At 61.6% G+C, this 11,201-nt stretch carries 11 protein-coding genes; 7 read left to right on the top strand and 4 right to left on the bottom strand.

Annotation, left to right across the window (positions count from 1 at the left end; genetic code table 11):
• Positions 1–68: 68 nt before the first annotated feature.
• Positions 69–569, top strand: a complete 501-nt coding sequence (locus NKJ08_RS09480) for a DUF2314 domain-containing protein (protein ID WP_352526288.1) — start codon at positions 69–71, stop codon at positions 567–569.
• A gap of 74 nt (positions 570–643) precedes the next feature.
• Here the strand turns inward: NKJ08_RS09480 and NKJ08_RS09475 are convergent, their stop codons facing one another.
• From NKJ08_RS09475 to NKJ08_RS09460, 4 genes are all read right to left on the bottom strand, one after another.
• Positions 644–1,405 (bottom strand): glutamine amidotransferase, encoded by a 762-nt coding sequence (locus NKJ08_RS09475; RefSeq protein ID WP_352526286.1) that lies wholly within the window; start codon positions 1,403–1,405, stop codon positions 644–646.
• 89 nt (positions 1,406–1,494) lie between these two features.
• Complete coding sequence (locus NKJ08_RS09470) at positions 1,495–2,496, bottom strand: rhamnose ABC transporter substrate-binding protein (RefSeq protein WP_352526284.1); 1,002 nt, start codon at positions 2,494–2,496, stop codon at positions 1,495–1,497.
• Positions 2,497–2,543: 47 nt separating this feature from the next.
• Positions 2,544–3,533 carry an ABC transporter permease gene (locus NKJ08_RS09465; protein WP_352526282.1) on the bottom strand — a complete coding sequence of 330 codons (990 nt, stop codon included), beginning with the start codon at positions 3,531–3,533 and terminating at the stop codon, positions 2,544–2,546.
• Complete coding sequence (locus NKJ08_RS09460; protein WP_502906320.1) at positions 3,530–6,088, bottom strand: ATP-binding cassette domain-containing protein; 2,559 nt, start codon at positions 6,086–6,088, stop codon at positions 3,530–3,532. The genes NKJ08_RS09465 and NKJ08_RS09460 overlap by 4 nt, the downstream gene beginning before the upstream one ends.
• A 74-nt stretch (positions 6,089–6,162) precedes the next feature.
• On the opposite strand from NKJ08_RS09460, the gene NKJ08_RS09455 reads away from it, so the two are divergent.
• The 6 genes from NKJ08_RS09455 (at position 6,163) to NKJ08_RS09430 (ending at position 11,184) form a co-directional block, all read left to right on the top strand.
• Positions 6,163–7,566, top strand: a complete 1,404-nt coding sequence (locus tag NKJ08_RS09455; protein WP_352526278.1) for an ROK family transcriptional regulator — start codon at positions 6,163–6,165, stop codon at positions 7,564–7,566.
• A 208-nt stretch (positions 7,567–7,774) separates the two neighbouring features.
• Positions 7,775–7,975, top strand: coding sequence for a CsbD family protein (locus NKJ08_RS09450; RefSeq protein WP_352526276.1), 201 nt, complete (start codon positions 7,775–7,777; stop codon positions 7,973–7,975).
• Positions 7,976–8,638: 663 nt separating this feature from the next.
• Positions 8,639–9,022: a hypothetical protein gene (locus tag NKJ08_RS09445; protein ID WP_352777852.1), complete on the top strand. Its 384-nt coding sequence runs from the start codon at positions 8,639–8,641 to the stop codon at positions 9,020–9,022.
• Positions 9,023–9,294: 272 nt separating this feature from the next.
• Complete coding sequence (locus tag NKJ08_RS09440; RefSeq protein ID WP_352526273.1) at positions 9,295–9,552, top strand: hypothetical protein; 258 nt, start codon at positions 9,295–9,297, stop codon at positions 9,550–9,552.
• Positions 9,553–9,635: 83 nt separating this feature from the next.
• Complete coding sequence (locus NKJ08_RS09435) at positions 9,636–10,229, top strand: SOS response-associated peptidase (RefSeq protein ID WP_352526271.1); 594 nt, start codon at positions 9,636–9,638, stop codon at positions 10,227–10,229.
• 70 nt (positions 10,230–10,299) lie between these two features.
• Positions 10,300–11,184 carry a transglutaminase family protein gene (locus NKJ08_RS09430; protein ID WP_352526269.1) on the top strand — a complete coding sequence of 295 codons (885 nt, stop codon included), beginning with the start codon at positions 10,300–10,302 and terminating at the stop codon, positions 11,182–11,184.
• Positions 11,185–11,201 lie beyond the last annotated feature (17 nt).

Genomic DNA, 11,201 nt, shown 5'->3' with positions numbered 1-11,201 from the left:
GCAGATGTGGGAAGAGCGATTGATCTCGCAGGTCGTCGAGCTTTCAAAATTACTCCAAGAGGTCTTTTATGAGCGAAAAATCTCAATCGAACGATAAATTCGACGAACCGCGGGATGAGCCACTCTTCGTGGCTAACTCGCAAACAGACCCCCCCTTCCTGGCTGCTTACGACCGAGCGCTTGCGAGTGTGCCGACATTTATCGAACATATAGAGAGGAATGCAGATGCCCTGTGTTCTGCGAAGCTTCGCTTTCGCGATCCCGACGAAGAACGTCTTGGGGAGGACTGCTTTCTTTTCCTTTGGCTTACCGCCGTGCACTATCATGCCGAGGAGCGGCTATTTTCGGGTACATTTTTCGAGGTGCCACCCGAGCTTCAGAAATGGCATCAGGTCGGCCAGCGACTTGCATTTGAAGGCGACGATATTTTCGATTGGATGGTTCTCGACGAGGGGCACTTGCATGGGGGATTCACATTGCGCGTAACCCGAGACAAGCTTCCTGAGAAAGATCGTGGCTCATACGATCGATATGTCGGGGTTTCAGTCTATGAGCCACTTCCGTCCTGAAACGCATGGTTAATGGCCTCGCCTTTCGTTGAGGATTGGGCAACCGCACTGGTCAAACCCGGTATCCGGCTTTCTCATTCATTGCCGGCGAGCCAACGGACCATGTTCGCCATCAGTTTTCCGTAGAACGGCCATCCGAGGAAATCCTGCGAGAGCCAATGCGGGCCGATATCGGTTGCCCAGGCAATCGTTCGGCCGCGGCCATGGCTGCCAACGGCAAGGAGCGGCCAGTCGGTGCCGCGATAATGGCAGGTCGCCAGAAGCTGGCACGAACCGTCGCGCCTGAATTCAAGCTTGTTCATGCCGAGGATCGGCGGCAACGGCCCCTCGACCCCGGAAAAAATCGGGTGCGACGACTGCAGGATGGAGGCCTGCAGGCCTTGCGGCACCTCCATGCCGTCGCAAAAGGGCAGGCAGCGGACCGGCAGCACGTCCTCGACCGGGGTGTCGTGGAACCGCGCCGTCCCGAACATGCCCTGAAAGCCCATGTAGCCGCCGGCCAGCATCAGCCCGCCGCCAGCTTCGACATAGGCCTTGAGCACATCGAGGCGGTTGACGCCGACACGCCCAGCGCGGGCATCCGGCGTGACCAGCAATGTCAGCGCGCCGACATCGGAGATCACCACCGCCTGGTATTGGGCGAGCGCATCGAGGTCATAGGGAAATTCCGCGGCGCAGCGCTCGCCGCCGATCTGCGTGACGGCGATGCCTTCGGCGGCCAGCGCGGCATTGAAGGCCGTCGCGCCATTTGTCGAGGTCGCACTTGTAAGCACATCACTGCCGATGGCGACCGACGTCGTCGCCGCAAAGGTCTCGCCTGCAAGCAATATGTTCATTGCCGCCCCCGCACTGTTTTCATTCGAGAGGTTTTAGGGAAGGGCGCCGGATGGACCCGGCGCCCCGCCGGAGCTTGAGCGCTACAGGATCAGAACTTGAACTCGGCCAGATTGTCGGGGGTCACGATCTTGGCCGGACCAAGGATCAGTTCGCCGCCGGCGCCAATCGTGTATTCGCCGAGCCGGCCGGCTGTGAACTTCTCACCCTCCTTGCCGGTGATCTTGCACTGCGCAAACGCCTGGGCTGTCTGATAGGTAAGATAGCCAAGATCGGTGACGTTCCACCAGATATCCTGAGCCGCTCCGTCCTTGATGTATTTCGAGATCAGAGTGGCCGGCGCGAGGCCGGTCAGCTTGACCTTGCCGATCATGCCCGCCTCCTCGAGTGCACGCGCGGCCGCCGGAAGGCCAATTCCTGCCGGGACGATGATCACCTTGAGATCGGGAAACGCCTGGACCAGCGCCAACGCCTGTTGCTGGTTGATCTGTTCGCTTTCTTCGCCATAGGCCACCTGCACCAGCTTCATCTTGGAGAACTTCGGCTCGGCAGCCATCTTTGCTTTCATGAAGTCGATCCAGGCGTTCTGGTTGGTCGCCGTCGGCGTCGACGACAGGATCGCGAATTCGCCTTCACCGCCGCTGAGGGCGAATGCACTTTCCAGCATCATCTCGGCGAGACTGTCGCCCTTCACCTGATTGACAAACACCGCGCGGGCATCGGCGGCCACATCGGAGTCATACGAAATCACCCTGACGCCCTGCTGAACGGCGCGCTTCAGCGCAGGCGCGACGGCATTGGCGTCGTTGCCGGCAATTGCGATGACCCCAACCTTCTGCGACACGAGGCTGTTGATGAATTCGATCTGCGCCTCGGCAGTCGCCTGCGATGGGGCGACCTGCGTAGCGGTGCCGCCAATTTCCTTGGCTGCCTCTTGTGCGCCTCCAAAGGCCACTTTGAAGTAGGGGTCGGTGTCGAGCTTGGGCAGGAAACCGACCGTTACGGGTTCCTTGGCGCATTCCTGGCTGAACGCCAGCGAGGTTGGCGCGAGCAGAACCGCGGATGCGAGCAGGGCTAATCTAAACGCTTTCATTGTGACTCCTCCGTTTAAAATTCGGGCTTGAAGGAAGGGGCCCGAGATCACCCCTTGGTCTCGCGCATTGCGCGGGATCTGCTGAGCATCTCCTGTGTGGAGCGCCAGTAATTGCCGACCAGCAGCGAGCCGATCAGAAGCAGGCCGATGATCATGCCCTGTGCGTCGCCACCGATCTGGTTGAGCGCTAGCACATTGCGGATGATGGCGATCAGGACCAACGCCAGCATGACGCCGGTCAGGCGGCCCTTGCCGCCAAAGACGCTGACGCCGCCGAGCAGCACGATGGTGATGACGTCGAGCTCCATGCCGAGCGCATTGTTGGCGCGGGCGTTGGAGAGGCGCGCAGTATAGACGATGCCGGCGATGGCGGCGACGACGCCCGAGACGACGAACAGGTTCAGGACCATCCGGCGCGTGTTTATGCCGGAATAGCGCGCCACTTCGGGGCTGCCGCCGAGCGCGTAGATGCGCTTGCCGGTCGGCGTCTTCTGCAGCACGATCGCAAACATCGGCGCCAGCACCAGGAAGGGCACGATGGTCCACGGTATCTCGGTGCCCGGCAGGTTGTTGATGCCGAAATCCACGACCGCAGGCGGCAGGATGTTGACCGAACCGGTGCCGAGCAGGATGTAGCCAATGCCTCGATAGAGCGCCATGGTGCCGAGCGTCACAACCAGCGACTGCAGTCCAAGGCGCGAGACCAGATAGCCGTTGAAAGCGCCAAGCAGGCCGCCGGCGACGAGCGTCAGCGGGATTGCGGCAAGCGTCGGCACGCCGGCCTGGACCAGCAAACCAAAGACGACGGACGTCAGCGCCAGCACCGAGGCGATCGACAGGTCGATTTCGCGGGTGATGATGAGCAGCGTCATCGGCAGGATCAGCAATGCCTTTTCCGAGGCGCTGGCGGCCAGTTGCGAGAGATTGAAGCCGGAAGCGAAATTCGGCACGAAGATCGCCGCATAGAGGAAGATGGCCGCGCAAGAGGTCGCCAGCAGCAGATCCCAGAAGTCGATCGAACGAAGGAACTTTTTCATCTCGCCCTCGCCTGTCTTGCCTGCTCCGCGCGCCGCACGATGAAGGCGTCGATGCCGATGGCGACCAGGATCACCAGGCCGTAGACGCCCTGCAGCCACAGCGGGTCGACGCGCACCAGCGTCAGCCCGTTCTTGATGACCAGCAGCGTGAGCGCTCCGAGGATGATGCCGAGCAGCGTGCCCGAACCACCGCGGATGGCGACGCCGCCGACCACCGCCGACGCGATCACGGTGAGTTCGAACCCGAGCGCAACGCGGGCATCGATGGTCGCATAGCGGGATGCCCACAGCGCGCCGCACAAGCCGCCGAGCAGGCCGGCCATGCCAAAGGCCAGCAGAATGCGCCGGTCGACGGGGATGCCGATAAGACGCGCGCCGTCCGGATTGGAGCCGGCGGCGAACAATTCGCGCCCGATGGCCGTGCGATAGAGCAGCACGTAACCCAAGCACAGGATAACGATCGCGATGACGACGATCAGCGGCACGCCGGCGATCTTCAGGCCGGTCATGTCGAGCCAGGCTTGCGTTACTTCGTCGGCGCTGATCTGGTCGCCGGCTGCCCAGATCGAGTTGAAGCCGCGGAAGATCGACATCGAGGCCAGCGTGACGACGATGGCCGGGATCTTTCCCCTGGTGACGACGAGGCCGTTGATCAGGCCAGCGACACCACCGACCGCGCATGCGGTTACGAGGCCGATGCCGATGTCGAGCCCTGGATAGGCCTGGACCATGCTGGCCGCCATGTAAGCCGACAGGCCAATCACCGCGGCGATCGAAAGGTCGATGCTGCGGGTGATCAGCACCAGCATCTGAGCGAGTGCTGCGACTACCAACAGGGCGGCATCCATCGACACGGCGGTCAGGTTTGCCGCGCTCACCATGCGCGGGTTGATAATGGTAACCGGGATGGCGACCGCCAGCATCGCGGCGAGCAGGCCGAACTCCCGCCGCTTCAGTATGTCGAGCGGTCCTTTTCTGTTCTCCTCGCTGGCGCCCTGCGCTGCCGGGCCGGCGCTTTCACCGGCCTTCGTAGCTGCTTCCAGCACCTTTTCCTGGGTGGCTTCGCCCCTGGCAAATTCGGCCGTCCGATGGCCTTCGCGCAGGACGATGATGCGGTCGCACATGCCGATGAGCTCGGGCATTTCCGAGGAGATCAGAATGATAGCCATGCCCTGTGCGGCAAGATCGGCGATCATCGCATGCACTTCCGCCTTGGTGCCGACATCGATGCCTTGCGTCGGCTCGTCGAGGATGAGGACGCGCGGCTCGGTGCGCAGCCATTTGGCCAACACCACCTTCTGCTGGTTGCCGCCGGACAGTTCCTTTACCGGCTGCCCGTAGCCGGAGAAGCGAAGCTTCATCCGCTTCAGCCAGTCCGAAACCAGATCGATCGCGCGGTCCGTGCCGTAGAAGCCGGAGCGAGCTGCCTTGTCGAGGACGGGCAGCACCGCGTTGTCGAGGATAGAAAAATCCATCACCAGGCTCTGGCCCATGCGATCTTCCGAGACATAGGCGATGCGCGCATCCATCGCGTCGCGTGCCGATGCGAAGCGCACAGCTTCGCCGTCGATCAGGATTTCGCCGGCATCCGGCTGCTCGATGCCGAACAGCACGCGCGCGATCTCGGTCCGCCCGCTGCCGACCAGGCCGCCGAGCCCGAGCACCTCTCCGGCGTGGAGCTTGAGGTCGATGTTGGAAAAGCCGCCGGCGTGCGAAAGCCCCCTCGCCTCCAGCACCAGCGCGCCGGTGGCGTGGTTTCTTTCCGGATAGAGGTCGGTCACCTCGCGGCCGACCATCATGCCGATGGCGGCGGCGCGGCCAAGCTCGGCCTTCGGCTTGACGCCAATGAGGCGCCCGTCGCGCAGCACCGCGATGCGGTCGGCGATGCGGAAGATCTCGTCCATGCGGTGGCCGACGAACATCATCGCCACGCCATGCAGCCGCAGATCGGCGACGACGGTGAACAGCCGCTCGACCTCGCGCTGCGACAGGGCGGCCGTCGGCTCGTCCATGATCAGCACCCGCGCGTCGAGCGACAAGGCGCGGGCGATCTCGACCAGTTGCTGTTCGGAGGTGCGCAACGTTCCGAGCCGTGTTTCGGCCGGCACGTCGAGGCCGACCGTCGCCAGCACCTTGCGGGCGCCGGCAAACATGGCGGCGTTGTCGATGCCGCCGAAGCGGTCGCGCGGCATATGGCCGAGATAGATGTTTTCCGCCACCGAAAGATCCGGAAAAAGACCGGGATGCTGGTGCATGACCGAGATACCGGCAGCCTGGGCGTCGTGCGGCGAATGGAAGACCGCAGGCTTGCCATCGACTTCGATATGGCCGCCGGTAGGAAGATACACGCCGGCCAGCAGCTTCACGCAGGTGCTCTTGCCGGCGCCGTTTTCGCCAAGCAGAGCCAGCACCTCGCCTGAGCGCAATTCGAAGGACGCGTCCTTGAGGGCAATCGTGCCGCCGAAGGCCTTTGTCGCCTGAACCAGGGCGACGGGGACAGCCACGTCGCTCTTCACTATGGCATCGGCTTCGCCTAATGCGCCCAAGTGCAGCACCCTTCCTCCCTGGTCCTGTTTTTTAAATTTGCTATATTAAATGGCTTAACGCCGCAACTGGAAAATTGACTTCCATGGCCCCGAAGGGCACTGTCGCGTCGCGCACGGGTGCAGCTGAAGTGCTCGACCGCAGCAGCTTCAAAGCTGCAGGCGGCCAGAGTGGCTCCGCGAGAATGAATGGGGAGGCGCCGGTTTTGTCCGGAAAAGGCAGCAATTCGGTCAAGGTTCGGCATTACAACGAGCGCTTCGTGCTTGATGCCATCCGCCGCCTGAAGGAGGCATCCAAGTCCGACCTGGCGCGCGCCGCAAATCTGACGCCGGCCGCGGTCGCCACCATTGTCGACGGGCTGGAGTCGTCCGGATTCGTAAAGCAAGTGGGAAAAAGGTTCGGGCAACGTGGATCGCCGTCCACTCTCTACCGGCTTACACCGGAGCGCATCTACAGCGCCGGCATCAAGATCGGCCGGCGCGCGCTGGAAGCCGTCCTCGTCGACTTCGCCGGCGAGGTCCGCTCGCGCGAGTCGCACGAATATCGCTTTCCGGATCCCGACATGGTGCTCAAGGCCGGCAACATGTCGCTGGCCAATTTCGACAAGCTGGTCGAGGGGCTTGGCGATGCCAGCATCGTCGGTGTCGGCATCGCCTCGCCATATTTCCTCGGCGGCTGGAGCGAGGAACTCGGCTTTCCCGATGACCTCGGTAGCCGCTGGGAAGCAATCGATCTGACGACATTCTTCGCCACAAAACCGAAGACCCCGGTCTTCGTGGAAAACGACGCGTCATCGGCCGCACTCGCCGAACTCATCCAGGGGACCGGCGCGCGGTTCCGCGACTTCATGCATATTTCGATCGACACCTTTGTCGGCGGCGGATTGGTGCAAGGCGGCAAGGTCCATACCGGTCCGCACGGCAACAGCGCCGCGCTCGGTCCTTTGCCGGTTTCGCCCTCAAGCCTCGATTCGGTCGCGGCCAAGCCGGCGCGTTACCAAAGTCTGCTGCATCGCGCCTCGATCTATGTGCTGGTCAATCATCTCAAATCGCGCGGCATCGAGATCAATCGTGTGCGCGAACTGGATCCCTTGCCGCCGGGGGCGCGCGAGCCGCTGTCCGAATGGATCGACGATTGTGCCAATGCGCTGGTCGAGGCGATCATCGCCATCACCTCGGTCATCGATATCGAGGCGATCGTTCTCGACAGCATCCTGCCGCGGCCGATCCATCTCGAGCTGCTGGCAAAGGTGCAGACCCAGTTCAACAGGATCAGCGCCATCGGCATCGTGGCGCCGGAAATCGTATCGGGACAATTCGGCCCCGAGGCTTCACCGATCGGCGCGGCGATGCTGCCGTTCTCGGCACTGTTGGCACCCGACAGCGGCGTGCTGATGATCGGCAAGGACAGAACAATGCTGCTGGGCAGTCTTTCGAGGCTTGCCAGCCAAAGCCACCCAGCGAGAAGCTCAGCGACTTCAACAGGATAGGATGGCGTCGCGCCGACCTTCATCTGGGCAAAGTCCCCTCATCCGAAGGCACGGCGGGCTTTTTGCGCCGGCCCCGGAACTTTTAGCGGCTGCTAATCTTCATTCGTCACCGACAGATATCCCTCTCGGTGTTTGGATCGAAATGCTCGATCGGTCCGCGCTCCGCTTTAGTGCGGGCCCACAACACGCAGGAAGCAAGGAGGAACATATGAACTGGGATCAAATCAAGGGAAAATGGACACAGTTCAAAGGCAAGGCGAAAGAGCAGTGGGGGGACCTCACCGACGATGATCTTGATCGGATCGAGGGCAACCGAGACCAGCTCTTAGGACGGATCCAGGAGCGATATGGGATCGCCAAGGAAGAGGCAGAGCGCCAGGTAGATGACTGGTCCCGAAGCGTCCGCTGAGCCTTGGAGGCAACGCCGTCTGCTGCTCACCACCCGGTGAAACTCTGCGTCGCCCGCCGTGCCGACTGGTGCGGCGGGCCCTTTCGACAGCGAGGCCCGCGAGAGAACCTTTAGCCACATCTAATGTTCTACTCGCGTGGCGGGCTTCGCCCCGGGGTGTGCCCGGCCCGGAGGCGAAGGAGCGTAAGCATGAACAACATTATCTGGCTGGTCGGCGCCATCGTGATCGTAATCGCCATTTTGAGCTTTTTGGGTCTGCGGTAGCCTCTCTTCGACCCGACAGCCACTCCCCGGTCGGCGTGGCCTCACTGACCGCTGCTCTCAAGCAGGTCAGACTTAGGTCCTAAGCAAGACGCTCCAGGAATGGACCGAAGCCCCGGCACAGGAACGTCTCCAGCTGGCTCACGTTGTGGTGAGTCTTGGCGCGATGAAGATGCGTGCCAGCGAAGAGCTCAAGGGAGGAGAGGGCCCGACGCTCCGAACGAACGGCGGGCTTGGGTGTAAATGCAAACGATCAGCAGACTGTTCGATTCCCATGCCCAGGCAGCACGGGCCGTCGCCGCGCTTCAGGCGGCCGGGATTCGTCGCCGGCAGATCAGTGTCGTCGGATCTTACAACGACAACAATGAACCGATTAGCGTTGTCGGATCTTACAAGGATGAGATGAGCGCTCTCTGGCGGGGTCCGGGGGTCGGTGCCGTCGTTGGCGCGGCGGCCGGTCTGCTAGCCGGCTTTGGCGCTTTTGGAGCTCAGGGCATCGATCCTGCGGGGATGACCGGCATGGCCCTGGTCGGTACGGCGTGGGGCGGCTTTGCCGGCGGGCTTCTCGGAACGCTGGCCAATTTTGCCCAAAAGCCGGGCAAGCCGAAGATTGCAGAGGGTGTCGTTCTGGTGATGGCCCGCGTCGATGAAAAGCAGGCCGGCGCCGCGCAGGCAGTGTTCCGGAGTTCCGTGGAGATGCCGCAGCTCATCTGCGCTTCCGGGCAGATGAAGGGGAGCGCTTACACAAATTCAAGCCGGCTCCGCGTCCGATCTGGTGCCAGATGAAGTTTGTTCCGCGAAACAGGAATTCAGGCGGGAGGCGCCCGATGAAACCTTGGCAAACCAATACCTTGGAGGCATGCGGGCTGCTTGCCGTCGTGCTGTCCCTTATCCTTACGGTTCTATTGGCGGGTCTCATCCTTAGCTGAACCCGTGCCCTTGCCACCGGCGACACGGTGTCGAGCCCGGGCAACTGGCGAAAGGTGCGGCCAATTCGAAGGATTAAACCATTCGTGCTAAGCGTTAATAGGTTGTCGGCAAAAGTAGAGGGCGATCACGTGGACAAACGGGCTGAAGGAGACGCGGAGAGGTTGGCTCGGGGCGAGTTCGAGCTCAAAGCCGAACGATATGGCGTGAACGCCTTTCTTCTCGTTGTCGAACTTGTAAATCTGCTGGAAAAGCGTGGAACGATCAGCAGCGACGACGTCGCGAAAATAGCCGAAGCTGCAGCACTTGCTGTTGCCGCATCCAGTCAACCCGACATGAACAGCATCAATCTCTTGCAGACCATCGCTGCCGCACGCCGGCCCAAATAGGGCGACGGCAAGTCCGCCAGCAATCGGCGCGAACCGATAAACGCTACATTGAACTGATCTCGATCGAGCGTGCGGAGCCTTCCATGTGCAATGACTACGAGCAGCATATCGCCTGGGCCGAGTATTGCCGGATGATGGCTTCGCTGGCGCTCAAGATCCCCAGCCACCAAACCGAGCTGGATCTGCCGCAGGCGGATGACATTCACATCAACGACCCCGGGCCTGTGATGCGCGCGGCCGGCGACACAATCGAACTGGCGTCGATGACGTTCGGCTTTCCGCCGGCCGGACCAAAAGGCGGACCTGTATTCAACTTTCGCTCGGAGGGTCGACAGTTCGGCAACAGCAAACGCTGTCTCGTTCCCGCATCGGCATTCTTCGAATTCACCGGAACGAAGTATCCAAAAGCCAAGCACAGGTTCACGCTGAATGGCCATTCGTTCATGGCGATTGCCGGGCTGTGGCGCGAGGGTGCCGGCAACAAGCCGCCCAATTTCACGATGCTGACCACCGATCCAGGCCCGGATGTCGCGCCATATCACAATCGGCAAGTGGTTGTGCTGCGGCCATCGGACTGGGCGGCCTGGATCCACCTGACGAGGTCCGAGGCTGAACTTTTGCGGCCGCTGCCGGCAGGGTCGCTCAGAGCGGAAACAGTTCGGGCAAGTTCCGAGTAGGAACCATCGGATGACCCTGGAAAAGAGTATATGCTTGCGCCAACATCGCAGGTAAACTTGTCGGAAGCTGATGCCGATCTTTTCAGTCCAGCACACGACGCTCTATCGCTATAGCCGACCGGTGAGGTTCGGCGAGCACCGGCTGATGTTCAGGCCGCGCGATAGTTTCGATCAAAGACTTCTGGACCACGCCTTGTTTGTCGACCCCGAACCGAAAGAGGTTCGCTGGATCCATGACGTTTTTGGAAACTGCGTGGCGGTGATCGACTTCGAGAGCCCCTCAACCGAACTGCGCTTTTCGACAGACATTCGGCTGGATCACACGCCGCAGCATGCGCCTGATTTCCGTATTGACGAGGCGGCGCTTCATTATCCGTTTTCCTATGATCCGGACGAAGCCGCCGATCTCTCCCAGACGATGGAACGTCAATACGAGGATGACGGTGACGAGGTTGGCAAGTGGGCACGACAGTTCCTCAATGCCGCAGGGCACACCGGGACCGGCAACTTGTTGATGACGCTTTGCTACGCCATCCATGAGAGCTTTGTGTATTCCCGTCGAAGCGAGCCAGGGACGCAACCGCCTCTGATGACGTTGCACCTGCGTCGCGGCACATGCCGGGACTTTGCGCTGTTCATGATGGAAGCGGTTCGTTCGCTCGGCTTTGCCGCCCGTTTTGTGACTGGTTACGTCTATGTGCCAAGCCGCGACAGCGCGGCGGTTCTTGGCGGCGGCTCGACGCATGCCTGGTGCCAGGTCTACCTGCCTGGTGCCGGCTGGGTCGAGTTCGACCCCACCAATGGCATTGTCGGCAACCGGGATTTGATCAGGGTGGCCGTGGCTCGGCATCCCCAGCAAGCCATCCCTCTTTCCGGGAGTTATTCGGGAAGCGCGTCGAGTTTTCTGGGAATGACCGTCGAGGTAAAAGTGGCCAAGGACATCGGTCCGCAATAAAATTAGCACTCGCTTAT

Source organism: Mesorhizobium sp. M0244 (genome assembly GCF_040321795.1).
In the GTDB taxonomy this organism is placed as follows: domain Bacteria; phylum Pseudomonadota; class Alphaproteobacteria; order Rhizobiales; family Rhizobiaceae; genus Mesorhizobium.
Note: the sequence above shows the minus strand (reverse complement) of the source record. Positions and strands in the feature narration are given on the sequence as shown.

What these genes read in the sequence shown, in the direction of transcription:
- NKJ08_RS09480 (WP_352526288.1), top strand. Translation starts at nt 69, where the DNA reads ATGAGCGAAAAATCTCAATCGAACGATAAATTCGACGAACCGCGGGAT.
- NKJ08_RS09475 (WP_352526286.1), bottom strand. Translation starts at nt 1,405, where the DNA reads ATGAACATATTGCTTGCAGGCGAGACCTTTGCGGCGACGACGTCGGTC.
- NKJ08_RS09470 (WP_352526284.1), bottom strand. Translation starts at nt 2,496, where the DNA reads ATGAAAGCGTTTAGATTAGCCCTGCTCGCATCCGCGGTTCTGCTCGCG.
- NKJ08_RS09465 (WP_352526282.1), bottom strand. Translation starts at nt 3,533, where the DNA reads ATGAAAAAGTTCCTTCGTTCGATCGACTTCTGGGATCTGCTGCTGGCG.
- NKJ08_RS09455 (WP_352526278.1), top strand. Translation starts at nt 6,163, where the DNA reads ATGGCCCCGAAGGGCACTGTCGCGTCGCGCACGGGTGCAGCTGAAGTG.
- NKJ08_RS09450 (WP_352526276.1), top strand. Translation starts at nt 7,775, where the DNA reads ATGAACTGGGATCAAATCAAGGGAAAATGGACACAGTTCAAAGGCAAG.
- NKJ08_RS09445 (WP_352777852.1), top strand. Translation starts at nt 8,639, where the DNA reads ATGAGCGCTCTCTGGCGGGGTCCGGGGGTCGGTGCCGTCGTTGGCGCG.
- NKJ08_RS09435 (WP_352526271.1), top strand. Translation starts at nt 9,636, where the DNA reads ATGTGCAATGACTACGAGCAGCATATCGCCTGGGCCGAGTATTGCCGG.
- NKJ08_RS09430 (WP_352526269.1), top strand. Translation starts at nt 10,300, where the DNA reads ATGCCGATCTTTTCAGTCCAGCACACGACGCTCTATCGCTATAGCCGA.